General features: G+C 61.2%; 25 protein-coding genes and 2 pseudogenes. 10 read left to right on the top strand and 17 right to left on the bottom strand.

All coding sequences use genetic code 11. The features are described from left to right. The 6 genes from KSS91_RS16615 to KSS91_RS16590 form a co-directional block, all read right to left on the bottom strand. Entirely contained in the window at window positions 1-1,260 is a 1,260-nt protein-coding gene (locus KSS91_RS16615) for an SAM-dependent methyltransferase (protein WP_217835439.1), read from the bottom strand. After that, window positions 1,235-2,047: a DUF1365 domain-containing protein gene (locus KSS91_RS16610; protein WP_217835438.1), complete on the bottom strand. Its 813-nt coding sequence runs from the start codon at window positions 2,045-2,047 to the stop codon at window positions 1,235-1,237. Before KSS91_RS16610 ends, KSS91_RS16615 begins: the two co-directional genes overlap by 26 nt. Next, window positions 2,044-3,291, bottom strand: a complete 1,248-nt coding sequence (locus KSS91_RS16605) for an NAD(P)/FAD-dependent oxidoreductase (RefSeq protein ID WP_217835437.1) — start codon at window positions 3,289-3,291, stop codon at window positions 2,044-2,046. The genes KSS91_RS16610 and KSS91_RS16605 overlap by 4 nt, the downstream gene beginning before the upstream one ends. Before the next feature lie 6 nt (window positions 3,292-3,297). Then, window positions 3,298-4,047, bottom strand: a complete 750-nt coding sequence (locus KSS91_RS16600; protein WP_217835436.1) for an SDR family NAD(P)-dependent oxidoreductase — start codon at window positions 4,045-4,047, stop codon at window positions 3,298-3,300. Continuing rightward, window positions 4,044-4,466: a nuclear transport factor 2 family protein gene (locus KSS91_RS16595; RefSeq protein ID WP_217835435.1), complete on the bottom strand. Its 423-nt coding sequence runs from the start codon at window positions 4,464-4,466 to the stop codon at window positions 4,044-4,046. Before KSS91_RS16595 ends, KSS91_RS16600 begins: the two co-directional genes overlap by 4 nt. A gap of 125 nt (window positions 4,467-4,591) precedes the next feature. Next, entirely contained in the window at window positions 4,592-5,038 is a 447-nt protein-coding gene (locus tag KSS91_RS16590) for a PAS domain-containing protein (protein ID WP_217835434.1), read from the bottom strand. A gap of 164 nt (window positions 5,039-5,202) precedes the next feature. Between KSS91_RS16590 and KSS91_RS16585 the strand changes: the two genes are divergently transcribed. Further along, on the top strand, window positions 5,203-6,120 hold the full coding sequence (locus KSS91_RS16585) for a MerR family transcriptional regulator (protein ID WP_217835433.1): 918 nt from the start codon (window positions 5,203-5,205) through the stop codon (window positions 6,118-6,120). A 34-nt stretch (window positions 6,121-6,154) separates the two neighbouring features. Beyond that, window positions 6,155-6,504, top strand: a pseudogene (locus KSS91_RS16580) (PrpF domain-containing protein); the annotation flags it as partial. Window positions 6,505-6,517: 13 nt separating this feature from the next. Here the strand turns inward: KSS91_RS16580 and KSS91_RS28275 are convergent. Both KSS91_RS28275 and KSS91_RS16575 read right to left on the bottom strand, forming a co-directional pair. Next, window positions 6,518-6,661: pseudogene (locus KSS91_RS28275) on the bottom strand (citrate-proton symporter); the annotation flags it as partial. A 36-nt stretch (window positions 6,662-6,697) separates the two neighbouring features. Continuing rightward, the gene (locus KSS91_RS16575) at window positions 6,698-7,771 is read right to left on the bottom strand and encodes a sensor domain-containing diguanylate cyclase (RefSeq protein WP_217835432.1); all 1,074 of its coding nucleotides are present in this window, start codon (window positions 7,769-7,771) and stop codon (window positions 6,698-6,700) included. 173 nt (window positions 7,772-7,944) lie between these two features. Between KSS91_RS16575 and KSS91_RS16570 the strand changes: the two genes are divergently transcribed. Beyond that, window positions 7,945-8,283, top strand: a complete 339-nt coding sequence (locus KSS91_RS16570) for an FKBP-type peptidyl-prolyl cis-trans isomerase (RefSeq protein ID WP_217835431.1) — start codon at window positions 7,945-7,947, stop codon at window positions 8,281-8,283. Between the two features lie 19 nt (window positions 8,284-8,302). Here the strand turns inward: KSS91_RS16570 and KSS91_RS16565 are convergent, their stop codons facing one another. Both KSS91_RS16565 and KSS91_RS16560 read right to left on the bottom strand, forming a co-directional pair. Then, window positions 8,303-8,626, bottom strand: coding sequence for a protealysin inhibitor emfourin (locus KSS91_RS16565; RefSeq protein ID WP_015095452.1), 324 nt, complete (start codon window positions 8,624-8,626; stop codon window positions 8,303-8,305). After that, a complete protein-coding gene (locus KSS91_RS16560) occupies window positions 8,623-9,684 on the bottom strand; it encodes a M4 family metallopeptidase (RefSeq protein ID WP_217835430.1) in 1,062 nt (353 codons plus the stop codon). Before KSS91_RS16560 ends, KSS91_RS16565 begins: the two co-directional genes overlap by 4 nt. A gap of 200 nt (window positions 9,685-9,884) precedes the next feature. Here KSS91_RS16560 and KSS91_RS16555 point away from each other — a divergent pair, with 200 nt between their 5' ends. Beyond that, complete coding sequence (locus KSS91_RS16555; RefSeq protein ID WP_217835429.1) at window positions 9,885-10,361, top strand: MEKHLA domain-containing protein; 477 nt, start codon at window positions 9,885-9,887, stop codon at window positions 10,359-10,361. A 7-nt stretch (window positions 10,362-10,368) separates the two neighbouring features. On the opposite strand, the gene KSS91_RS16550 is transcribed toward KSS91_RS16555, so the two are convergent. Next, window positions 10,369-11,490 (bottom strand): cytochrome P450, encoded by a 1,122-nt coding sequence (locus KSS91_RS16550; protein ID WP_217835428.1) that lies wholly within the window; start codon window positions 11,488-11,490, stop codon window positions 10,369-10,371. A gap of 79 nt (window positions 11,491-11,569) precedes the next feature. On the opposite strand from KSS91_RS16550, the gene KSS91_RS16545 reads away from it, so the two are divergent. Next, window positions 11,570-12,343, top strand: coding sequence for an ArsR/SmtB family transcription factor (locus tag KSS91_RS16545; protein ID WP_217835427.1), 774 nt, complete (start codon window positions 11,570-11,572; stop codon window positions 12,341-12,343). 282 nt (window positions 12,344-12,625) lie between these two features. Here KSS91_RS16545 and KSS91_RS16540 read toward each other — a convergent pair whose 3' ends face one another. The 5 genes from KSS91_RS16540 to KSS91_RS16520 form a co-directional block, all read right to left on the bottom strand. After that, on the bottom strand, window positions 12,626-13,645 hold the full coding sequence (locus tag KSS91_RS16540; RefSeq protein WP_015095447.1) for a branched-chain amino acid aminotransferase: 1,020 nt from the start codon (window positions 13,643-13,645) through the stop codon (window positions 12,626-12,628). Window positions 13,646-13,887: 242 nt separating this feature from the next. Then, on the bottom strand, window positions 13,888-15,270 hold the full coding sequence (gene lpdA, locus KSS91_RS16535) for a dihydrolipoyl dehydrogenase (RefSeq protein ID WP_126046103.1): 1,383 nt from the start codon (window positions 15,268-15,270) through the stop codon (window positions 13,888-13,890). 18 nt (window positions 15,271-15,288) lie between these two features. Beyond that, window positions 15,289-16,560, bottom strand: coding sequence for a dihydrolipoamide acetyltransferase family protein (locus KSS91_RS16530; RefSeq protein ID WP_217835426.1), 1,272 nt, complete (start codon window positions 16,558-16,560; stop codon window positions 15,289-15,291). After that, window positions 16,561-17,619: an alpha-ketoacid dehydrogenase subunit beta gene (locus KSS91_RS16525; RefSeq protein WP_015095444.1), complete on the bottom strand. Its 1,059-nt coding sequence runs from the start codon at window positions 17,617-17,619 to the stop codon at window positions 16,561-16,563. A gap of 1 nt (window position 17,620) precedes the next feature. Continuing rightward, window positions 17,621-18,856, bottom strand: a complete 1,236-nt coding sequence (locus KSS91_RS16520; RefSeq protein ID WP_085726228.1) for a 3-methyl-2-oxobutanoate dehydrogenase (2-methylpropanoyl-transferring) subunit alpha — start codon at window positions 18,854-18,856, stop codon at window positions 17,621-17,623. 185 nt (window positions 18,857-19,041) lie between these two features. On the opposite strand from KSS91_RS16520, the gene bkdR reads away from it, so the two are divergent. Beyond that, window positions 19,042-19,530 carry a Bkd operon transcriptional regulator BkdR gene (gene bkdR, locus KSS91_RS16515; RefSeq protein ID WP_007976593.1) on the top strand — a complete coding sequence of 163 codons (489 nt, stop codon included), beginning with the start codon at window positions 19,042-19,044 and terminating at the stop codon, window positions 19,528-19,530. Window positions 19,531-19,642: 112 nt separating this feature from the next. Here bkdR and KSS91_RS16510 read toward each other — a convergent pair whose 3' ends face one another. After that, entirely contained in the window at window positions 19,643-20,506 is an 864-nt protein-coding gene (locus tag KSS91_RS16510; RefSeq protein WP_217835425.1) for an MBL fold metallo-hydrolase, read from the bottom strand. A 96-nt stretch (window positions 20,507-20,602) separates the two neighbouring features. On the opposite strand from KSS91_RS16510, the gene KSS91_RS16505 reads away from it, so the two are divergent. From KSS91_RS16505 to KSS91_RS16490, 4 genes are all read left to right on the top strand, one after another. Beyond that, window positions 20,603-20,944 carry an ArsR/SmtB family transcription factor gene (locus KSS91_RS16505; RefSeq protein ID WP_007976596.1) on the top strand — a complete coding sequence of 114 codons (342 nt, stop codon included), beginning with the start codon at window positions 20,603-20,605 and terminating at the stop codon, window positions 20,942-20,944. Window positions 20,945-21,109: 165 nt separating this feature from the next. Further along, window positions 21,110-22,354 (top strand): NAD(P)/FAD-dependent oxidoreductase, encoded by a 1,245-nt coding sequence (locus KSS91_RS16500; RefSeq protein ID WP_217835424.1) that lies wholly within the window; start codon window positions 21,110-21,112, stop codon window positions 22,352-22,354. A 9-nt stretch (window positions 22,355-22,363) separates the two neighbouring features. After that, window positions 22,364-23,170, top strand: coding sequence for a sulfite exporter TauE/SafE family protein (locus KSS91_RS16495; RefSeq protein ID WP_217835423.1), 807 nt, complete (start codon window positions 22,364-22,366; stop codon window positions 23,168-23,170). A gap of 209 nt (window positions 23,171-23,379) precedes the next feature. After that, window positions 23,380-24,564, top strand: coding sequence for a porin (locus tag KSS91_RS16490; protein WP_126046098.1), 1,185 nt, complete (start codon window positions 23,380-23,382; stop codon window positions 24,562-24,564). The last annotated feature ends 66 nt before the right edge of the window (window positions 24,565-24,630 follow it).

Raw genomic sequence — 24,630 nt, 5'->3', positions numbered from 1 at the left:
TCAGGCGCCCGGCAGCGCTGCGCGGCGTGCGGCCGGAGCTGCCCAGAGCAGTTGCGCGACGCCGATAGTACGCTCCTCGAAACCACCCTGGCAGTAACACAGGTAGAACTCCCAGAGGCGCTGAAAGGTGTCGTCATAGCCCAGCTCGGTCAAGGCGGTGCGCGACTGACGCAAGTTGTCGCGCCAGTGCTGCAGTGTCCGCGCATAGTCCAGGCCGAAGTCCTCCATGTGCACCAGGTTCAACGTGGTATGGCAACTGGCGGTCTGCAGCATGACGCTCAGGGAGGGCAGGGCACCACCGGGAAAGATATAGCGCTGAATGAAATCTACCGACCGCCTAGCCTGTTCATAACGCTGGTCACGGATGGTGATGGCCTGCAGCAGCATCAAGCCGTCATCCTTGAGTAGCGACGCGCAGCGCTGAAAGTAAACAGGCAGATAGCGGTGCCCGACCGCCTCAATCATCTCGATAGAGACCAGCTTGTCGAAGCGTCCGCCCAGGTCGCGGTAGTCTTCGCGCAGGACGGTAATGCGGTCTTGCAGACCAAGATCCTGGACGCGCTGCAGGGTATGGGCGTACTGCGCGTCGGACAACGTGGTGGTGGTCACCCGGCATCTGTAGCGGGTGGCGGCATGGATCGCCAGGCTACCCCAACCGGTACCGATCTCGAGCAGATGATCGTCAGGACGCAGCGCGAGTTTGACGCAGATACGCTCCAGCTTGTTCAGTTGGCCCTGCTCCAGGCTCTGTTCCGGGCTATCGAACATGGCTGCCGAGTACATCATGGTCGGGTCCAGCAGTCGCTCGAACAAGGCATTGCCCAGATCGTAATGGGCGAGAATGTTGCGTCGCGAGCCACGCCGGCTGTTACGGTTCAGCCAATGCAGCAGGCGCAGGATCGGACGGCCCAGGCGCGCCAACCCGCCTTCAAGGGCGTCGAGCACCTCAATGTTGGCGACAAAAAGGCGAGTGACCGCGGCCAGGTCCGGACTGCGCCAGTAGCCATGGATGTAAGCTTCGCCGGCACCGATCGAGCCGTTGGCAGCCACCATGCCCCAGGCTGCCTCGTCGAAGATCTCGACCTCGGCATGCAGCGCGCTGCCGACGTCGCCGAACAGCCACTGCCTGCCTTGGCAGATCAGACGCAGACGGCCTTGGCGCAGGTTGCGAAGCTGAGTGAGCACGGCGCTCCTGGCCAGGCCGCCGAATAACGGCGCCAGGCCCAAGGATTTGCTAACGCTCAGAGTTGGATCGGACATGCTCGGGCTCCTCGTTGACGTGATGGCCAGGGTTTTGGCTGCTCTGACGGGTTGTGTGGGCATAGAGCGGGGTGCGCTTGAGCAACAGGCGCATGGCTTGCCAATAAATGGCGCCGAGGGTGCGCAGGCTCATCCACGGGAAGGCCAGTACGTGGCGTCGTAGTGCTGAGGCATCCAGCGGCTGGCGCTTCAGGGCCAGGTCGGCCTCGAAGACTTTTTGCCCTTCGCGGCGGTTTTCCATGTGGATGCGCATGTGCGCGTCATCGATGTAAAAGCGCATGTGGTACTGCATATCCATTGGCAGAAATGGCGAGACATGGAATGCCTTCTCGACCGAGAACTGCCGGGGCTGACCGGGCGGCACAGACAACACGTAGTGAAAGCGCTCACGCCAAGGGGTGTTACGTACCTCCAGCACAATCGCCGCCAGGAGACCGTCACTGTCGTGGCAAAAGTAGAAACTGACCGGATTGAAGGAAATGCCCCAACTGCGCGGCTGGGTCAGCAAATGAATGCTGCCGCAGGGCGCCTGGCCCAAGGACTTGGCCACTACTTCGCGCACCGCTTCCTTCAAGGAGATACCGCGACGAGTCCAGGCTGGCAGGTAATCGGTTTCTCGCCAGCACAACGGTGCCAGGCGAGAAGCACCGAGTAACGGGGACAGGCCCGGCAACAGATCCTGTTCATCCAGATCCAGATAAAGCATGCCGATGCGATAACGGAATCCATGGAACCGCGGCAGCAGGCGCCGATGGCTGACCCAACCGTTGCAAAGGCTGCTGTTCACAGGCGCTCCCCGAACCGTTGGGCGACGTCCAGCGCGCTGACCACGCCATCCTCATGGAAGCCGTTTGCCCAATAAGCGCCGCAGAAGTAGCTGTGCCGGGTTCCCTGTAGCTCACCCTGGCGTGCCTGGGCTGCCATGGCGGCAAGGCTGTATTGGGGATGTGCATAATTGAATCGTGCCAGCACCTGCGACGGGTCCACGCAATCGCCCTGATTGAGGCTTATGCAGAAGGTCACCGGGGCGTCGAGGCCTTGCAGAATGTTCATGTTATAGGTCACGGCCGCCGGGGCGTGCGCGGGTCCACCGAGGCGATAGTTCCAACTGGCCCAGGCCTTGCGCCGGCTGGGCAGCAGGCGGGTGTCGGTGTGAAGCAATACTTCGTTGGCGGCGTAGCCGAGGGCACCTAGCACCTCGTGCTCGGTGGTCGTAGGTTTCTCCAGCAGCGCCAAAGCCTGGTCGCTATGGCAGGCGAACACGACCTTGTCGAAACGCTCATGGCCTGCCGCACTAGAGATCATCACGCCGTTTTCGTCCCGGCGGACGCTCATCACCGGGCAGTTGAGCCGAATGCGCTCGCTGAAGGTCTTGCACAACGGTGCCACATAGCTGCGCGAGCCACCCTCGATCACTCGCCATTGTGGCCGCTGGCTGATCGAGAGCAGGCCATGGTTACGAAAAAAACGGACGAAGAAGTGCAACGGGAAGCGCAGCATATCGGCCCGTGATACCGACCAGATGGCCGAGCCCATGGGTACGATGTAGTGATGGATGAAGCGCTGCCCGTAGCCTCGCGTGTACAGGTAATCGCCAAGATTCATGCCCGGCTCGATGCGGTGGCTGTCAAGGTCGGCCACCGCCTGGCGGTTGAAGCGCACGATATCGCGCAACATGCCCCAGAAGCCTGGCGACAGCAGATTGCCGCGCTGGGCGAAGAGGGTGTCCAGGTTATTGCCGTTGTATTCCAGGCCGCTCTGCGGATCGTTCACGGAAAAGCTCATCTCGGTGGGGCGTGAGACGACTCCGAGGCGATCCATCAAGCGGATGAAGTTGGGATAGGTCCAGTCGTTGAAGACGATGAAACCGGTGTCTACCGCATAACGCCGGCCCTGCCATTCGATGTCGACCGTATGGGTATGACCGCCGATCCAGTCAGCCGCTTCGAACACGGTTACCTCATTGCGACGTGACAACAGATAGGCACAGGTCAGGCCAGAGATCCCGCTGCCGATAATGGCGATACGCATATGACGCTATTCCTGTTCGGTTCGCGCCAATCGACGACCCAGGGCCAGGCGCCAACGCGCAGGCAGGGCGCCAAGCAAGCGCAGGACGAGAATGAAGAGGCGTGGAAAGTTGATCTCCAGCGGTCGTCGCGTCAGACGCGCGACGACATGCCGCGCGGCGCGGTCGGCCGTCCAGAGTTGTGGCATGGCAAAGGTATTGCGCCGGGTCAGGGGGGTGTCGATGAACCCTGGGCTGACCAAGGTTACATCAATGCCTTCGGCGCATAGATCCAGGCGCAGGGATTCGACCAGATAACGCAGGGCCGCCTTGGAAGCGCCATAGGCTCCAGCCCGCGGCAGCGCCAGCCAGGTCACCGAACTGCCGATCACTACCAGGTGTGGTCTCTGACCGCGGCGCAGCAGTGGAAGGGCCGCCTGCAGGCAGTAACTGACTGCCAGCAGATTGGTACGCATCACGCGCTCGACGGTCTCGGCCTCGAACCTGCCCGGTACAAGATATTCGCAGGTGCCGGCGTTCAGGATCACCAGGTCCAGCGCGCCCCATGCCTGCTCGATGTTCTCGCAGATGGCCGAAACCTGTCGTGGGTCCGTCACATCGCCGGTAGCGAGCAGGGCCTCAGGGTAGCGCAGCACCAGCGGCATCAGGGCTTCCGTCCGCCGGCCACCCAAGGCAACCGCATGGCCTTGCTCCAGCAGTCGCTCAGCCAGGGCGGCGCCGAGACCGCTGCTGGCTCCTGTCAGCCAGCAGCGGCTCATGCGAGCCTCCCCTTGATCCAGCCGATCACCCCGCCAACTACCGGGATGTGCTCGTAGAGCAGGGCGCCGGCATCGAAGTAGTCGTGATGCAGGTAGACATGTTGCGCCCAGCGCAGGTGGCTGCAGCCTTGCAGGCTGATCGGCTGGCCGTGGGACAGGCGCGGATGACGAAAATGCAGGTTCCAGCGCAGATAACCGTGGCCGGGGGTGATTTCATCCACGTCAAGGAGGTCGTAGCGGATATCCTGGACGTTGCTGTACAGCTTTTCAAAGTATCTGCGCAGCGCCGGCAAGCCATCCAGCTGATGCAAAGGATCACGAAACTGAACGTCGTTGCTGTAGAGCTCGCCCAGTCTGTCCAGGCAATCAGCGTTCAGCGTGGCGAACGTCTCGGCGAAGTGGTGGAGATACGCAGACATGGCAGGCTCCAGGAAAAATTGTACAAGTCGGAAAACTTGTACATGTTTATCTGAAGCCTACGGGGAAAAGTGTACAAGTCAATATTCTTGTACAATTTTTGTGTCGATCGTAGCGCTACGCGTCGTCAGCCACCGAGCTTTGCCAGTTTGCTGCGAAGCTCGGCCACTTCGGTTTCAAGTGACTGAATCCTTTCCAGAGCGGCAATCTTGTCGCTGACGTCGTGCTGTATGCCAATGTAGTAGGTCAATTGGTCGGCATCGTTGTGCACGGGAGTGATAGACAGCTCGTTCCAGAACGGGCTGCCATCCTTGCGATAGTTGCGCAGCACCTGCCGGCAAGGCTGACCGAGGCGGATGGCGTTGCGAATTGCCGCGAGGCTGGCCTGATCATGATCGTCTGCCTGCAGGAACCGGCAATCCTGATAGAGAATTTCGTCTGCACTGTAGCCGGTCAGGCGCTCGAAGGCGGGGTTGGCATAGATGAGAATGCTGTCATTGCCTTCCTGCTCGGCCACGACGATGCCGTCATTGGAGGCTTCGACCATAAGTTGTAGGAGTTTGGCTTCAATCATGGTCTGGGCTCTTTTTGATTCGTGGGGTTGCCTCACAGCGTAATCGTCAGCGGCAGCCATGCCTAGATGGCAGGGCGCAGTGCCGTCGGGCATCGATTGGTGCTGGTTAAAAAGTGTCATGCCTGGTTTAGAATGCCAACACACTCAGGATGCAACGACTTTCAATGACCGAGCCCATCGAATCCACCTCCGACGACGCCTTGCTCCCCATGCGGGAAGTCGTCAGCCTGACTGGCGTCAACCCGATTACCTTGCGGGCATGGGAGCGCCGCCACGGGCTGATCCGACCGGTACGCACTGTGGGAGGGCATCGCCTGTATTCGCAACAGGACATCGAACATATTCGTAGCATCATGCTCTGGACCAGCCGGGGCCTGCCCATCAGCAAGATAGGCGCGTTGCTCGTCCGGCAGCAGGACACGCCCGGTATCACTATATCGGGCCCGGTCGAAGCCCCCCTGGTCCAGTGGCAAGAGGCAGTTCATCGTGCCACGCAGGCTTTTGATGGCGCTGAACTGGAGCGCCTGCACGGGCAACTATTTACGATCTATCCGAAAGCTACTGCACTGGAGGCTATTCTGCTGCCGGTCTGGCGCAGCCTGGCATCCGGTAATCATTTCGGTCGACGCAGTCAGTGGTTGTTCCTTGACGCCTTCTTGCGTGCGCGGATGTTGTTGCGACTGCAGATGAACCAGAGCAACGGTGCTTGCGTGCTGCTGGCAGATGGCTCGGGCCATGCGCGCGAATTGGAGCTGTTGTGTGCCGGTGTGTTGATGAGTAGTGACCAGCTGCGCATCGAGGTGCTGGGCACGGGCCAGCCTCTGGAAGAACTGCCGTTGCTGTGTGAAGCGATTCAGCCCGCCGCGCTGGTGCTATGGGTCCAGGCGCCACTGCAGGTAGATGCACACAAGCGACTGCGTGCCCTTCAAATGGGCGTTACGTGCCCAGTGGCCTTGGCCGGCGACGCAGCTGCCGCTTCGACGGCAGAGTTGCGTGGTTCTTCGATTGCCATTTTGGGCAATGACGAAGCGAGTATTTTGCCCAGGCTGCAAGCCTTGGTAAGGGGAACACTGCAAATTTGAATCCAGTCGTTCCACGTAAGGATGGTTACCTGAAACTGCATTCGACAACGGCATGCCGGTGGTGCTGATCCGAGCTGAAGACCTCGGTCTGAGTGGCCATGAGAGTCCGGCATAACTGGATGCCCATACTGAGTTGAAGGCCCGCCTCGAATCGATCCGCCTGCAAGCCGGGCCGCGTATGAACCTTGACGAAGTGAGCCTGCGTAACGTGCCCAAGATGTGCCTGATTGCGCCAGCACAAGCGGGTGGAGCACTGAGCACCCGGACCTTCATCCCGGACATGATCGACTAATGAGTTGCGGCCTGATGAGAACGGCCCGATTGTTACTGGACGGGGCTGTATGTGTCCCGCAGACGCTATGGGCAGGCCAGCAGGGACATTAAGCGGTGTGTTCAAGGGCACCCGCACAATCAGGATGGTGCCGCTGGCCATGATCGACAGATTCACGATCAATCCTTTTCGTCGACCCACGTCATCGATATAGGCACCCAGCACCACGGCGCCCAACGGACGCATCAGGAAGCCTGCACCGAGCATTGATGTGCAAAATGGATCAATGCATTCGGGGACTAAGCGCTATTCGCTGTGCGCCCGCACCACGCTCTCGGTGCCCAGCCGATACTGATTGTTCCCGCTGCGCTTGGCCTCATACATCGCCAGGTCGGCAATGTGCAGCAAGCGGTCGATGCTCGGCGCATGATCGGGGAACACGGCGACGCCCAGGCTGGTGCCGATGTGGCGCTGGTCGTTGCCGATGGTGACGGGCGGGGAGAGCTCGGCGAAGATGTTCTGGCAGATGCTGCGCGCTTCATCTTGCAGGCTTTCGCCTTGGGGCAAGCCCTGGAGGATGACCACGAATTCGTCGCCACCGATCCGCGCGACGGTGTCGGTGCCGCGCAGGATGCGCTTGAGTCGTGTGGCGGTGGTGACCAGCACGCGGTCGCCGGCCGCGTGGCCATAGCGGTCATTGATGGCCTTGAATCCATTGAGATCGACAAACACCAGCGCCACCCGCGTGGCGCTGGCGCGCGCCTGTTCCAGCGCTTCGGACAGGCGCTCTTCGAGCACCAGGCGATTGGGCAGGCCGGTCAGCGGATCGTAATGGGCCAGGTGCTTGAGGTAGTTGGCCGAGGCCTTTTCTTCGGTGATGTCGCGTACCACGCCCATCATCTTGATCGTTTCGTCGTGGTCATTCTTGACCACGTTGCCGGTTTCCCGCAGCCAGCGGATCGTTCCGTCGGGCCAGACCACGCGGTACTCCTCATCATGGTTTTCGCCGGTTTCCAGGCAACGCAGTTCGCCGGCCCGGACCCTCAGCCGGTCCTCAGGATGCACGCAGGAGCAGAACAGGGCGTAGGAGGGCGTCACTTCGCCGATCTTGAACCCGAACATGCCGAAAATCGCGTCGGACCAGTACAGGCGGTCGGTGTCAACATCCCAATCCCAGGTGCCGATGCGAGCGAAATACTGGCTGCGCTTGAAGCGCTCGGCGTCACCAGCCTGATGGATGTTCCGGCCTTCGGACAGGCTGTTAATGATTGCGCGGTACTGCGCCAGTTGCTTGTGCAGCGAGCGTTCGCGCCAGATCAGCGCGACGATCAGGGTGAGCGTCATTGAACCAAGGATGACGCTGGTCCAGAGCAGGATCATTCGGGCATGGCCATCAGGGCGTTGAACCGTACGGGTAATAGTTGATTATTTTAGTTCAGCAAACAGCTTTGAACGCAGCGCGCGCAGACGGCAATGGTTGCCAATCGCGGGCAAATCTGGGAAAACGGCGCCCATCAGGCCCTTGAGGGCGAGTGAGCATACGAGTGAATTCAATGAATGACGAGCTTCAGGTAATCGATCTTCAGTTGGGTGACGGAAAAGCCGCGGTAAAAGGCGCGTTGATCACCACCCAGTACCGTGGCTGGCTGGAGGGCGGGACCGAATTCGATTCTTCCTACAGTCGGGGCAAACCCTTCCAGTGCGTGATCGGCACCGGGCGGGTCATCAAGGGCTGGGACCAGGGCATCATGGGCATGCAGGTCGGTGGCAAGCGCAAGTTGCTGGTGCCGGCGCACCTGGCCTATGGCGAGCGCACCATGGGCAAGATCACGCCGAATTCGAACCTGATCTTCGAAATTGAATTGCTGGAAGTGCTGACGCGGGATGATTGACCGGTGGGGGCGGGGAGAACTACAGCAACTGCCCCGTATCCCAAAGATGGACCAGCTCTCCCGGTGCCTGGTCCTCCGGCACTTTAAGCACCATCCGGTCTTCCTGCCCGCCTAGCCGATAGTTCAACTCTATCTGGTAAAAGCGCTGGTCGCCACGGCCGGATTCCGTGCTGTCCAGGGGCAGGCATCCCTCCAGTACCGAGCAGATGCGGGAGCGCTGGCTGATGTCGCATTGCGCAAACTCAATCTCCCGAGGGCGGCTCAAGGCGTGAATCGCCGCGAAACCGCCCTGGCGAGAGAGGCGAACCCGGGCGTCGTCGCCCAATGCAGGCAGGGTTTTCATAGGGTCTCCGTGAGTTCGATGCCCGTTTGAGCCCAGCCCTGGCGCACGGCCTCGACTTCTCGCGCACCGAAGCGTTGGGCGGCATGGTCGACGGTCAGCCGGGCGAAGGCATCGAAATCGGCGTCCGGATTCAGGCGTTTGTCGCACAGGGCGTCGTACCAGATCACCCCGGCTTTCTTCCAGGCGAACCCGCCAAGCGCTCTGGCCACCAGATAAAACGCGCGATTGGGGATGCCGGAATTAATGTGCACACCGCCATTATCCTCCTGGGTGATGACGAATTCACGCATGTGATCCGGTTGCGGATCCTTGCCCAACAGCGGGTCGTCGTAGGCCGTGCCCGGGTGGGACATCGAACGCAGGCCTCTGCCATTGATCTTTGGCGTCAGCAAGTCAGCCCCGATCAGCCAGTCCGCCTGCTCGACGGTGTGGCCAAGGACGAACTGCTTGGTGAGGATGCCGAACACATCCGACAGCGACTCGTTCAAGGCCCCGGACTGGTTGGCGTAGATCAGTCCGGCCGTGCTTTCGATCACGCCATGGGCCAGCTCATGGGCGACCACATCCAGCGAGCGGGTGAAGCGCTGGAAAATTTCCCCGTCACCATCGCCGAAGACCATTTGCGCACCATTCCAGAAGGCGTTTTCGTATCCCAGGCCATAATGCACGCTGCCGACCAAGGCAAATCCCTTGTTATCGATCGAGTCACGATGCAGCACCTTCCAGAAGAAATCATAGCTGGCACCCAGCGCATCGTAAGCTTCATCGACGGCCGCATCGCCTGTGGCCGGCTGGCCTTCCATTCGCACCGGCATACCCGGCAACAGCATTTTGTTCTGGGCGTCGTGCAGGCTGCGCTGGACCACTCCCGGCTTTCCGGGCGGTGGCAGAATCGCCCGCTCCGGCGGCCGCGAAGGTGGCCCGGGATTGGGCAGCAGGTTTTGCACATGATGCAGGGTGATCATCGCCGCCGTGCGCTGCGGTTCTGAGCCGTGGGCGATGATGCGGTTGAGAATGTAGGGCGGGATAAAACTGCGCAGTGCTGGTGAGTCGTTCATCCGTGCATCCCTGGCGTGACAGCGGTCGATACTGATGTGATCCGGGCACCGCGCGTTCGGTTCCGTACCGGGTCCTTGTGCGAGCTGGTTCGCGATAGCGACAGGTCGGTCAAAAATGATGTTGAATATCACGCCACTGTCGCGAGCCCGCTCGCTCCCACAGGTTTTGTGTTTGAACTCACCCGCCTTACAGGAAGCCCATGTCGCCAGCCAATGAATTTCTGGAGATGGTTCAACAGCTGGATGTCGCTTACCGGCACTGGACCGGTGCGCGCTTGCCGGCTCCGCAATCGCTGAGCGAAGACGAGCGCCTGGCCTGGCTGCATGCTCACGCGCCTTTTGCTTTGCTGGCCCATGGCACCGAGGCCGATCCGCTGTTTTATTACGCCAACGAGCAGGCCCTCGCCAGTTTCAAGTACCCGCGCGAGCAGTTCATCGGCATGCCTTCGCGTTTCAGTGCGTCACCGCTGGACCGGGACATGCGCCAGACGCTCCTGGAGCAGGTCACGACCCGTGGTATTGCCCATGGCTACAGTGGTTATCGGGTGGATCGGCAGGGCAATGCCTTCATGATTCATGAAGGCAAGGTGTGGACGCTGGTTGATCAGCAGGGTGTGCGTTTGGGGCAGGCGGCGTTGTTCTGGCCGGATGCTGCACGGGTTGGGCAGTTGGACTGATCGTCGATCAAGCGACCGGCCAATCCTTGAACAGCGCAATTCGTCCATTCGCGGACGGGCGGTAATCCCAGGTCAGGCTATCCGGTTCCGGCTTCATCGCCAGAATTTGCCGGACGGTAGCGCCAGCAATGCTCAGCGCCAGTGACTGCCCCGGACATTGATGGCGCCCCGCACCAAAAGTGAAGCTGCGCCGGTTCGGGCGGTCGAGCAGAAAAGTGTCGGGGTTGTCGTTGAGCTGCGGGTCGCGATTGGCCGAGGCCAGCAGCACCAGGATCACATCCCCGGCATTCAGCCTTGTGCCGTCAATCTCGCAGGGGGCGGCAACGAAGCGGCGGGTGTTTTGTACCGGTGGGTCGAAGCGCTGTACTTCGGCCAGCAGGTCTTCGATAGAGGTTGATTCGCTGTGCAATGACGGGTGTTGAATCAATGCCAGCACGGCATTGCCGATCAGTCCGGCAGTGGCCTCGAAGGTCTGGGAAAACAGGCCGATCAGGTTGGCGATCAGGGTTTGCGGTGCGCCGCCGGTGAAGCGCTGGCGGATGCCTGCAAGCAGGCGGCTGTGGTTGTCCGGGTCGGCCAAAAGCTCGGCACAGTAACCGCTCAGTTGTTCGGCGGCGGCATGGGCGGCGGCCAGCTGTGCCGAGGTACTCAAGGGCGACAGGCAAGCCACGAAGTCCGCCGTCAGTTCGCTGATGATTCGACCCTGAGCCGGGGTGAATCCCAGCAACGCCGCCACCACGCACACCGGCCCAAGGAACATGGCGTTGTGCAAGCCGACGGCGTCGGCGGAGATCAACCGGGCGCTGACCATACTCTCGACTTCCCGCGTATCGATCAACTCCAGCCCCGGTGCAATCGCCGACCGTGGGCATTGCTGGCGCTTACCCTCATTCATGCGCATCAACTGGCCGAACACCTGGCCGGCCAGGCCATCGGCAATCGCCCTGGGGACTGGCTCCTGCGCGGGGCGAACATGGCAATCGGCATGCGCCAGCACGGCAGCCACCGCCCGGGCGCTGCTGGCCACCCACATGTTCAGCCCCGGATGAAAAGCCAGTCCACCCTCGGCACGCAGTTGTGCGTAGTAGGGATAAGGATCGGCATGGGTCGCAGCGATGATCGGGTCCATGGGTCACAGCCTTTTGTTGTTGGAAAGTGTTGCTACTATTTCCAGTCCGAAAGGGCGTTGATTCGTCCGGGAGCGAAATATGAGTGCAGAACAACACGACATGGGCGTCTCGCAGGTGGCGGCGGCCATCGCCGAGCCGGCGCGGACGAAAATCCTCTGTTCGCTGATGGACGGCCATGCCCGCACCAGCACCGAGCTGGCGGCGGTGGCCGAAGTCAGCGCGTCGACCGCCAGTGCCCACCTGGCCAGGCTCAAGGAGCTGGCGCTGGTGCGGCTGCACGTCCAGGGACGTCACCGCTATTACAGCCTGGCGGACAAACGTGTGGCCCAGGCCCTGGAAGCGCTGATGGTGATCGGCCAGAACAGCGCGCCGAGCTTCCAGTCGCGTACCCCGGATCGCCTGCAATTTGCCCGCACCTGCTACGACCATATGGCGGGAACCCTGGCCGTGCTGTTGCATGACCGGATGCTCGAAGCGGGCTGGCTGGAGGAAACCGACGAACAGGCCTATCGCTTGAGTGACAGTGGTTCGGCAATGTTTCAGGGGCTCGGGATTGAAGTGCAGGATCTCAGCACGCTGCGCCGCCGCTTTGCCTGCCCGTGCCTGGACTGGAGCATGCGTCGGCCGCATCTGGGTGGATCTCTAGGGGCGGCGTTGTTGCAAACGGCGCTCAAGCGCAAATGGGTGACCCAGGATCTGGACAGTCGGGCGTTGGCGTTGACGGCGTTGGGGCGCAGGGAGATGGCGGGGCGGTTTGGGCTTGAGTCGCCGCTGCTGGTTGAAGGTAATGGCAAAAGATTTCCAATCGCGGCAGCTCCGACCACACCAGGTGCATCCATTAATGATCAATAGCATTTTTCCGGTTGCTTCTGTGGTGACTGACATACTGCCTTCGCGGGCAAGCCCGCTCCCACAGGGATTTTCAGTGTGCACAAGATCTGCGAACGACACAAAACCAGTGTGGGAGTGGGCTTGCTCGCGAAAGCGGTGTGTCAGGCAATGATGATGTCGAATCTGACGGCCCCTTCGCGAGCAAGCCCGCTCCTACAGAGGGGGGGGACTCGTCAGTACGATGCAAACAAAAAGCCCCCCGTCGGTCACCCGATGGGGGGCTTTTGTGTCTCAGGCGTCAGGTCAGACCTTGACGATCCAGCCCGCTGGCGCTTCGATGTCGCCGGTTTGCACGCCGGTCAGCTCTTTGTAGAGCTTCTGGGTGACCGGGCCGACTTCGGTTTCGCTGTGGAACACGTGCAGGTGGTCGTTGTAGTCGATGCCGCCAATCGGTGTGATCACCGCCGCAGTACCGCAAGCACCGGCTTCCTTGAAGTCGGAGAGCTTGTCGATGAACACGTCGCCTTCAACCACTTCCATACCCAGACGGGTCTTGGCCAGCTCGATCAGCGACAGACGAGTGATGCCCGGCAGTACCGATGGCGAGTTCGGGGTCACGAACTTGTTGTCGTGGGTGATCCCGAAGAAGTTGGCCGAACCGACTTCCTCGATCTTGGTGTGGGTCATCGGATCCAGGTAGATGGCGTCGGCAAAGTGGGCTTTCTTGGCCTTGGAGCCCGGCATCAGGCTGGCGGCGTAGTTGCCACCGACCTTGGCCGCACCGGTGCCTTGTGGCGCTGCGCGGTCGTAGCTGGAAATCTGGAAATTATGCGGGGTCAGGCCACCCTTGAAGTAGGCGCCGACCGGGATGCAGAAAATCGAGAAGATGAACTCGGGGGCGGTACGCACGCCGATGTTGTCACCCACGCCGATCACGAACGGGCGCAGGTACAGCGCGCCGCCGGTGCCGTACGGCGGAATGAAACGCTCGTTGGCGCGGACCACGGCCTTGCAGGCTTCGATGAATTGCTCGGTGTCGACTTGCGGCATGAGCAGACGGGCGCAGCTGCGCTGCATGCGCAGGGCGTTCTGGTCCGGGCGGAACAGGTTGATCGAACCGTCCTTGCAACGATAGGCCTTCATGCCTTCGAAGCATTGCTGGCCATAGTGAAGGGCTGTGGAGCCTTCGCTGATGTGCAGCACGTTATCTTCGGTCAGGGTGCCCTTGTCCCATTCGCCATTGCGAAAGTACGACAGATAGCGCTTGTCGGTCTTGATGTAGTCAAAACCCAGCTTGTCCCAATTGATGCTTTCGTTACCCATGACACCCTCTATCACTTAACAACCGCCGAAACGGTTCAAGGCTTCTGACGTTTTTTGGATGGGGACAACAATACTTCATTCTTGGGCTAAATCGCAGCCCAGACTATCGGCTGATCGGCAGATAATTCGCGTTGACCTTGAGAATTCGCGAGCAAGCCCGCTCCCACATTTGGAATGCATTCCCCTGTGGGAGCGGGCTTGCTCGCGAAGAGGCCATCCCTGCCACCATCCCCCGCCCTGATTTACAGGTGCAACGCATGCCCCAGCGCACGCAACGCCGCTTCCTGCACCGCCTCGCCGAGCGTCGGATGCGCATGGATGGTGCCGCCGATGTCTTCCAGCCGCGCGCCCATCTCCAGGCTTTGCGCGAACGCCGTGGACAATTCGGACACGCCGACACCGACTGCCTGCCAGCCGACAATCACATGATTATCCCGACGGGCGACCACGCGCACGAAGCCGCTTTTCGATTCCAGGGTCATCGCCCGGCCATTGGCGGCGAACGGGAAGCTCGACACGATGCAGTCCAGGCCAGCAGTCCTGGCCTCGTCCGGGGTCTTGCCGACCACCACCAGTTCCGGGTCGGTGAAGCACACGGCGGCGATGGCGGTCGGGTTGAACTCGCGGGATTTACCGCTGATCAGCTCGGCGACCATCTCGCCCTGGGCCATGGCCCGGTGCGCGAGCATCGGTTCGCCGCTCAGGTCGCCGATGGCATAGACGTTGCGCATGCTGGTCTGGCAACGGTTATCGATCTTGATCGACGAACCGTTCATGTCCAGGTTCAGCGCTTCGAGGTTCCAGCCCTGGGTGTTCGGCTTGCGACCGACGGCCACCAGCACCTGATCGGTTTCCAGGTTCAGGGTCGCGCCGTTCGGGGCTAGTACTTGCAATGTATTTTCTTTTGAATCAAAGCCTTGCACGCTATGTTTCAAGTAAAGCTTCACGCCGAGCTTTCTCAGTTCGTCGTGCACAGGCTGGGTCAGTTCGGCGTCGTAGGCCGGCAGGATGCGCTCCTGCGCTTCGACCACGCTGACCTCGACACCGAGCTTGCGATAGGCAATGCCCAGCTCCAGACCGATGTAGCCACCGCCGACCACAATCAAGCGCTTGGGCACGGATGTCGGCGCCAGGGCTTCGGTGGACGAGATGATCGGCCCGCCAATCGGCAGCATCGGCAAGTTCACGCTTTTCGAACCGGTGGCCAGCACCAGGTGCTCGCACAGGATGCGTGTGTCGCCGACCTCGACGGTTTTACCGTCAACCACTTTGGCCCAGCCTTGAATGACCTGGACCTTGTTCTTTTTCAGCAGCGCGGCAACGCCGGTGGTCAGGCGATCGACGATGCCGTCTTTCCATTCGACGCTCTTGGTGATGTCGAGGGTCGGCGCCGAAACGCTGATGCCCAGGGCCGAAAGCTGATGGTGCTGCTGTGTCTGATGAAACTGCTCAGCGACGTGAATCAGTGCCTTGGACGGAATGCAGCCGATGTTCAGGCAGGTGCCGCCCAGGGATTGGCCTTCCACCAGGATGGTCGGGATGCCCAGCTGGCCGGCACGGATCGCCGTCACATAACCGCCAGGACCGCCGCCGATGATCAGCAGCGTGGTGTTCAGTGTCTGCATGACTTTCTCCACAAATGCTTAATCGACAAAGAGCGTGGCGGGTTGTTCGAGCAGGCCACGAATGGCCTGGATGAAGAGCGCCGCGTCCATGCCGTCGACCACGCGGTGATCGAAGGAGCTGGAGAGGTTCATCATCTTGCGGACCACGATCTGGCCTTTGATCACCATCGGCCGTTCGACGATCTTGTTCACGCCGACAATCGCCACTTCCGGCAGGTTCAGCACCGGCGTGCTGACGATGCCGCCCAAGGCGCCGAGGCTGGTCAGGGTGATGCTCGAGCCGGACAGCTCATCGCGGCTGGCCTTGCCGTTGCGCGCGGCGGTGGCCAAACGCGAGATTTCCGCCGCGCTGTCCCACAGGCTGCGGGCTTCGGCGTGACGCACCACCGGAACCATCAGGCCAATATCGGCTTGCGTGGCAATGCCGACATGCACGGCGCCGAGGCGGGTGATGACCTGGGCTTCGTCGTCGTAGCGGGCGTTGATCTGCGGGAAGTCACGCAGGGCGACGACCATGGCGCGGACCAGGAACGGCAGCAAGGTCAGCTTGCCGCGAGTCGCGCCGTGTTTTTCGTTGAGGTGCGCGCGCAGCTCTTCCACGGCGGTGACGTCGATTTCTTCGACGTAGCTGAAGTGGGCGGCGCGCTGGGTGGCGTCCTGCATGCGCTGGGCGATCTTGCGGCGCATGCCGATCACCGGGATCTGCTGTTCATCGGTACGCTGGGTGTAAGCGCTGCTGACTGTCGATGCATTCGACTGACCCTGAGCCAGGTAGGCGTCCAGGTCTTCATGCAGCACACGACCGGCCGGGCCGGTGCCACGCACCAGACGCAACTGAATGCCCAGGTCCAGCGCATGCTTGCGCACGGCCGGGGAGGCCAGCGGACGTTCATCGGCCGCGCGAGCAACCATCGGGCCCTGGCATACGGCAGCTTTCGGCGCTGGGGCAGCGACCGGTTTGCTTTCAACCACGGCTTCAACTTTAGGTGCGACCACCGGGGCTTCTTTAACGGGAGCCGGTTGCGCCGACTCCTTAACGTTGCCCGCGCCTTCGACTTCAATGCTGATCAGCACACTGCCAACCGCCATGACTTCGCCCGGCTGGCCGCCGAGGGCAATCACCTTGCCATGCACCGGCGACGGGATATCGACCATCGCCTTGTCGGTCATGACATCGGCCAGCACCTGATCTTCGACGACCATGTCGCCGACCTTGACGTGCCAGACCGACAATTCAACTTCTGCAATGCCTTCACCAATGTCCGGCATTTTAATGACGTGCGTGCCCATTCAGACCTCCATGACCCGTTTCAACGCCGCGCCCACTCGGGACGGCCCTGGGAAATACGCCCACTCTTGCGCGTGCGGGTAAGGGGTGTCCCAACCAGTGACGCGTTCGATCGGCGCTTCCAGGTGGTGGAAGCAATGCTCTTGCACCAGCGATACCAGTTCGGCACCAAAGCCGCAGGTACGGGTCGCTTCGTGCACCACCACGCAACGGCCGGTCTTTTTCACCGATTTGACGATGGTTTCCAGGTCCAGAGGCCACAGGCTGCGCAGGTCGATGACTTCGGCGTCAACGCCGCTTTCTTCAGCAGCGACTTGCGATACGTACACGGTGGTGCCGTAGGTCAGCACGGTGACGTCCTTGCCCGGACGGGTGATCGCAGCGACGTCCAGCGGCACGGTGTAGTAACCGTCCGGCACTTGCGCGGCAGGGTGTTTCGACCACGGGGTTACCGGGCGGTCGTGGTGGCCGTCGAACGGGCCGTTGTACAGGCGTTTCGGCTCGAGGAAGATCACCGGGTCATCGTTTTCGATGGAGGCGATCAACAGGCCCTTGGCGTCATACGGGTTGGACGGCATCACCGTGCGCAAACCGCAGACCTGGGTGAACATCGCCTCGATGCTCTGGCTGTGGGTCTGGCCACCGTAGATACCGCCGCCGCAAGGCATGCGCAGGGTCATCGGTGCGGTGAACTCGCCTGCCGAGCGATAACGCAGGCGGGCGGCTTCGGAAATGATCTGGTCGGAGGCCGGGTAGACATAGTCGGCGAACTGGATCTCGGCCACCGGGCGCAGACCGTAGGCGCCCATGCCCACGGCGACACCGACGATGCCGCTTTCGGAAATCGGCGCGTCGAACACCCGGGAGGTGCCGTACTTGTTCTGCAGGCCTTCGGTGCAGCGGAACACGCCGCCGAAGTAGCCAACGTCCTGGCCGAAGACCACGACGTTGTCGTCACGTTCAAGCATCACATCCATGGCCGAGCGCAGGGCCTGGATCATGGTCATGGTGGTCGTGGTCATGGCGGTTTCCAGCTCGATATTGTTGTTGTGATCGTTCATGTCAGATCCCCAACTCTTGACGCTGGCGCTTCAAGTGCTCCGGCATCTCTTTGTAGACGTCTTCGAACATGGTCGCAGCGCTTGGAATCTGGCCGCCGGCGAGGGTGCCGTACTGTTCGGCTTCTTTCTGAGCGGCGATCACTTGGGCTTCGAGCTCGGCGCTGACCGCGGCGTGTTCCTCTTCGGACCAATGGCCGACCTTGATCAGGTGCTGCTTGAGGCGCGCAATCGGATCGCCGAGCGGGAAGTGGCTCCAGTCATCGGCAGGGCGGTATTTGGACGGATCGTCGGAGGTCGAGTGCGGGCCGGCGCGGTAGGTGACCCATTCGATCATGGTCGGGCCGAGGCCGCGGCGCGCACGTTCGGCGGCCCAGGCGGAGGCGGCGTAGACCGCGTAGAAATCGTTGCCGTCGACCCGCAGGGAGGCAATGCCGCAACCGACGCCGCGACCGGCGAAGGTGGTGGCTTCACCACCGGCGATTGCCTGGAAGGTGGAGATTGCCCACTGGTTGTTGACCACGTTGAGGATCACCGGCGCGCGGTACACGTGGGCGAAGGTCAGTGCGGTGTGGAAGTCCGACTCGGCGGTGGCGCCGTCGCCGATCCAGGCCGAGGCGATTTTGGTGTCGCCCTTGATCGCCGAGGCCATGCCCCAGCCCACGCCCTGGATGAACTGGGTGGCGAGGTTGCCGGAGATGGTGAAGAAACCGGACTCCTTGACCGAGTACATGATTGGCAATTGCCGGCCCTTGAGCGGATCGCGCTCGTTGGACAGCAGCTGGCAGATCAGGTCGACCAGCGGCACGTCGCGGGCCATCAGGATGCTTTGCTGGCGGTAGGTCGGGAAGCACATGTCATCGATGTTCAAGGCCAGGGCCTGGGCGCTGCCGATGGCTTCCTCGCCGAGGCTCTGCATGTAGAACGACATCTTTTTCTGACGCTGGGCGACCACCATGCGGTTGTCGTAGATGCGGGTCTTGAGCATGGCGCGCATGCCCTTGCGCAGGATTTCCACCGGCACGTTTTCGGCCCACGGGCCAAGGGCATTGCCCTGGTCGTCGAGCACGCGGATCAGGCCACGGGCCAGGTCAGCCGTGTCAGCCGGTTCAACATCGATTGGGGGTTTGCGCACCGTGCCGGCATCGGTCAGATGCAGGTAGGAGAAGTCGGTTTTACAGCCGGGACGGCCCGAGGGTTCGGGGACGTGCAGGCGCAGCGGTTCATACGCTTGGGTCATGGCTTCTACGCTCGATCTTGTGAATTTCTTGTAGTGAGCTGACAGATTTCGTTCGGTAGAAGAAATCTTGTCCTACAACAATCATAGGCCCGCCCAAGAAGAATATTTCTCTCTGTTTCGTTGCGCTAAAGATCATTTGCAGATAAAAAACCTGCATAAACATAAAAAACAGGTGGTTTTGTCTCATGCGCAAACTGGACCGTACCGACATCGGCATTCTCAACAGCCTTCAGGAGAATGCGCGCATCACCAACGCCGACCTCGCACGCTCGGTGAACCTGTCGCCGACGCCGTGTTTCAACCGGGTCAAGGCCATGGAAGAACTGGGGGTGATCCGCGAGCAAGTGACGCTGCTCGATGCCGACCTGCTGGGGTTGCACGTGAACGTGTTCATTCACGTCAGCCTGGAGAAGCAGGTGGAAGAGGCGTTGCAGCATTTCGAAGAGGCGATTTCCGACCGCCCCGAGGTGATGGAGTGCTACCTGATGGCCGGCGACCCGGACTACCTGATCCGGGTGCTGGTGCCGACCATCCAGTCGCTGGAGCGTTTCATGATGGATTTTCTGACCAAGGTGCCTGGGGTGGCGAACATACGTTCGAGCTTTGCGCTCAAGCAGGTGCGGTACAAGACCGCGCTGCCGTTGCCGGCCAATGGCTTGACGCTGGGCAACTGAAAATCAAGGGCCACGCTGTGTAGGAGCTGCCGCAGGCTGCGATCTTTTGATTTTCAGAGATCCATCGGTCGCCAGAATCAAAAGATCGCAGCCTGCGGCAGCTCCTACAGGGTCAGAGCTGATTGACGGGGATTTTCAGGTAGGTCACGCCATTGCCCTCGGCCGGCGGCAAATTCCCCGCCCGCACGTTTACCTGGATCGCCGGCAGCAGCAGCGTCGGCATGCCCAGCCCCGCATCACGGCGTGTGCGCATCTCGACGAATGCAGCCTCATCGATCCCGTCATGCACATGAATGTTGTTCTTGCGTTGTTCGCCGACCGTGGTCTGGCAGTGGGCCGACCGCTCGGCCGGCGGGTAGTCGTGACAGACGTAGAGCTTCACGCTGGCAGGGAAGGCCAGCAATTTGTGGATTGAAGCAAACAACTGGTGAGCGTTGCCGCCGGGGAAATCGCAGCGGGCGGTACCGACATCGGGCATGAACATCGTATCGCCCACCAGAATCACATCACCGTCGATCAGGTAGGCCATGTCCGCCGGCGTATGGCCGGGCACGTGCAGGGCGGTCGCCTTGAGGTTGCCGATCATGAACGACTCGTCGGGGGCAAAGAGGTGATCGAACTGCGAACCGTCGACTCGAAATGATGGCTCCAGATTGAACAGCGCCTTGAACACGTCCTGCACCTTGCTGATCGACTCGCCGATGGCGATTTTGCCGCCCAGTTGCTCGCGCAGATAGGGCGCGGCGGACAGGTGATCGGCGTGGGCGTGGGTTTCCAGCAGCCATTGCACTTGCAGTTTGTGGGCACGGACGAAGGCGATGATTTTGTCAGCCTGGGTGGTCGCGGTACGTCCGGCCGCACCGTCATAGTCGAGCACGGGGTCGACAATCGCACACTGCCCGCCATCGGCCTCGTAGACCACGTAGCTGTAAGTCGAGGAGGCGGGGTCGAGGAAAGCTTCAATCAGTGCGGGCATGGACACGAACCTGTGCAGGGGTGGAAAAGTCAGTTGCAACACTTTATGTAAAAACATAATGTTCGCAGCTTAAGTGACGTTGAAGGCATCCTGCAAATGCAATCCAGTCTGACCGAATGTGAAGTCGCCCAACTGCGCGCCTCGGCCTCCAAGGCTTGTGCGCTGCTCAAGGCCCTGGCCAATGAGGATCGCCTGTTGATCCTGTGCCAGCTGACCCAGGGCGAGCGCAACGTAGGCGAGCTGGAAAAAATGACCGGCGTGCGCCAACCGACCCTGTCCCAGCAACTGGGGATCCTGCGCGATGAAGGACTGGTCGCGACCCGTCGTGAAGGCAAGTACATTTTTTACGGTCTCGCCAGTCACGAAGTGATCCAGGTGATGAAAACCCTCTCCGGGCTGTATTGCGGGGCGGTGCTTAAAAGCTGGGTTCAACCTTGATCTTGTTCAACACACCGAACCTGTGGGAGCGGGCTTGCTCGCGAAGGCGGTGTGTCAGCCAACGTTTATGTCTACTGATACACCGCCTTCGCGAGCAAGCCCGCTCCCACAGTAGTTTTGTGTGTTGACTGGAAAAATCCTTGCGTGCAGCAAAAGGAACAAGCAATGAACGATCAACACTGGGGCCCATCCATCAGTGCAGATATCGTGGTGATCGGCGGCGGCACGGCGGGCATAGGCCTTGTCGCCAGCCTGCTCAAGCGTAGCCCGCAGCTGAATATCACCCTGATCGAGCCCGACTCCCGGCACTACTATCAACCGGCCTGGACGCTGGTCGGCGGTGGCGCCTACAACGTGGAAAACACCGTGCGGCCGATGGCGTCGGTGATACCCCGCGGGGTCAATTGGGTGCAGGCTGCCGTGACCGGCATCGACCCCGAACATCGCCGGCTCATCCTCAGTGACGCGCGCACGGTCAGCTATCAGAACCTGGTGGTCTGCCCCGGCCTGCGCCTGGCCTGGGAGAAAATCGAAGGCCTGGAGGAGACCCTCGGCCAGCACGGCGTGACCTCCAACTACAGCTACCGGCACGCGACCTATACCTGGGACCAGGTGCAGAAACTGCGCGGCGGCAAGGTGCTGTTCACCCAGCCGGCCATGCCGATCAAATGTGCGGGAGCGCCTCAAAAAGCGCTGTACCTGTCCTGTGATCACTGGAACAGGACCGGTGTGCTGAACAACATTGACGTCGAGTTCAATCTCGCGGGCGCGGCACTGTTCGGCGTGGCGACCTTTGTCCCGCCGCTGATGAAGTACATCGAAAAGTACAACGCCCGGTTGGCATTCAATTCGAATCTGGTCAAGGTCGACGGCCCGGCGAAAACCGCGTGGTTCGAGGTCAAGGACGCCGAAGGCACTGTCACCCGCCAGGCAAAAACCTTTGATTTGCTGCATGTCGTACCGCCTCAGGTGGCCCCGGATTTCGTCGCCCGGAGCCCGCTGGCCGACGCCGCCGGCTGGTGCGAGGTCGATCCCCACAGCCTGCAGCATCCGCGTTATCCAGGCGTCTTCGCGCTGGGTGATATCTGCGGCACCAGCAATGCAAAAACCGCCGCGGCGGTGCGCAAGCAGATAGTGGTCGTGGCCGAAAACCTGCTGGCCTTGCGCAAGCAACAACCCTTGCCGCTGAAGTACGACGGCTATGGCTCCTGCCCGCTGACGGTGGAGAAGGGCAAGGTGATCCTTGCCGAGTTCGGTTATGCGGGCAAATTACTGCCGACCTTTCCCCTTGACCCGACGACGCCGCGCCGCTCGGCGTGGTGGCTCAAGGCAACACTGCTACCGTGGTTCTATTGGAACGGTATGCTCAAGGGTCGCGAGTGGCTGACGCGTCTGTCCAGGGTCGACTGAGAACTCCCTATGTTGCTGGCAAGTCTGTTTGGCGTGGTAATGGGGTTGGTATTGGGGTTGACTGGAGCGGGCGGCGGGATTCTCGCGGTGCCGGCCCTGGTATTGGGATTGGGCTGGAGCATGACCCAGGCCGCTCCGGTGGCGTTGTTTGCGGTGGGCAGTGCGGCAGCGGTCGGCGCCATCGATGGATTGCGCCATGGCCTGGTGCGGTATCGCGCGGCGTTGCTGATCGCCGCGCTCGGTGCGGTGTTTTCGCCGGTGGGCATCTACTTCGCCCATCAGTTGCCGGAAAAAATCCTGATGATCCTGTTCAGCCTGCTGATGGTCATGGTGGCCTGGCGGATGTTGCGCCGTGAACGCAAGGACGAAGGCCCGAGCGACCACGGGCACGCCAACTGGGGCCAGAAAAGCTGCATGCTCGATCAACAGACCGGGCGCTTTTCCTGGACCGCCAAATGCACCGCGACCCTCGCCGCGCTCGGAGCAGTCACGGGTGTGGTCTCGGGATTGCTGGGGGTGGGCGGCGGCTTCCTGATTGTCCCGGCGTTCAAGCAACTGACTGACGTGCAGATGCGCGGAATCATCGCTACTTCGCTGATGGTGATCAGCCTGATTTCGGCCATCGGCGTGATCGGCGCGTTCCATGCCGGCGTGCGCATCGACAGTGTGGGTGCCACCTTCATTGGCACGAGCATCATCGGCATGATCATCGGTCGCAAGCTGTGCGCCCGGGTGCCGGCGCGGGCGTTGCAGGTCGGCTTTGCCAGCATCTGCGTGATGGTCGCCGCCTACATGTTGCTCAAGGCCAACGCCTAGCCGGTACCGGTTCCTGTGGATGCCAGTCGGGTCCACAGGCCTACGCCCTAAGTGGCGAGTCTCGCCGACAAGCGGTCTTACGCCATAGCGGTCAAGCGCCGCCAGCCAATCCAAAGCACCTCAAAACCAGCCCCAAGGCAGCGTATGGCGCCGCCCGTCAGGTTTCGATAATCGCCTCCGACACTCAGTCCCCCGTTTCGGAGCGCGCCATGCACAACAATAAGAACGTCACGCATCGTTTTCTGCCAGCCTTTATCGCCAGCCTGTCTGCCCTGGGCCTGAGCCAGGTGGCTGAGGCGGATATCATGCTGTACGACAAGGACCAGACCACGTTCTCCACCGACGGCTATATCAACGCCTTCTATGTAAACAGCGATGTCGACCGCGCCGGCGATCAATACGACCGTCGGCAGTCACGGGTCAAGATGGGCTTTTTGCCCAACTACCTGGGGTTCAACATGGGCAAGCAGGTAGACGATCTCAAGCTCGGCGCCCGTGCTTCGTTCTGGGTCACCATCAACGACAGCGAAACCAACGGCACCGACACCGCCATCGATGTGCGGCAGTTCTTCGGCACCGTGGCCAACCCGGAGTGGGGCGAGGTGCTGATCGGCAAGGACTTCGGCTTGTTCGCCCGCTCCAACATCCTGCTCGACGAAATGCTCGCCGGTTACGGCCAGGTCAGCGATACGTTGGGGCTGGTGGATGGCGGCGGGGTGTCGTTCGGCAACATCGGCACCGGTTACCCGTATCCGTTCCCGACCTCGCAGATCACCTATCGCACCCCGGTGATGGACGGACTGCGCGTGGCGGTCGGCATCATGGACCCGGTGGACACCAACGACAGCAGCCCGACGGGCAAGGCCTATCAGGAAAATCCGCGTACCGAGAGTGAAGTCACCTATCAGTTCGACCTGGCCGGGGCAAAGATCTACAGCTGGGTCAACGGCAGCTACCAGACCTCGGACAACACCGATTCGACGGTCGAGACCGTCACCTCCAAGGGGGTCGGTTATGGCGTGCAGGCGAAGATGGGCGGCTTGTCCCTCACCGGGTCCGGCTTCCAGGCCAAGGGCATCAACCCGTTTTTCACCAACAATGCCGGCGAGCCGACCTTGCGCAACGTCGACAGTGACGGCTACCTGATGCAGGGCTCCTACAAACTGGGCAAGAACCGCCTGGCCTTGTCCTACGGCAAGACCAATGACGACGGCAACGGTGTGGTCGGCAGCGGCGCGGACTACGAGACCCGCGGCATCGCGTTGTTCCATGACGTGAACGACAACCTCAAGCTGGTGGCCGAGTACAACCAGTTTGAAATCAACGGTCACGACACCGACGAGCAGAACGAAGACACCGACACCTTTGCCGTGGGCGCGGTGCTGACCTGGTAGCAGGCTGGAATACAAATAATTGTGGGAGCGAGCTTGCTCGCGATGGCTGGGTGTCAGGCGACATGG

It is taken from the genome of Pseudomonas azerbaijanorientalis (assembly GCF_019139795.1).
Taxonomy (GTDB): Bacteria; Pseudomonadota; Gammaproteobacteria; order Pseudomonadales; family Pseudomonadaceae; genus Aquipseudomonas; species Aquipseudomonas laurylsulfatiphila.
The sequence above is the reverse complement of the archived record's forward strand: the minus strand, read 5'-3'. Positions and strand labels throughout refer to the sequence as shown.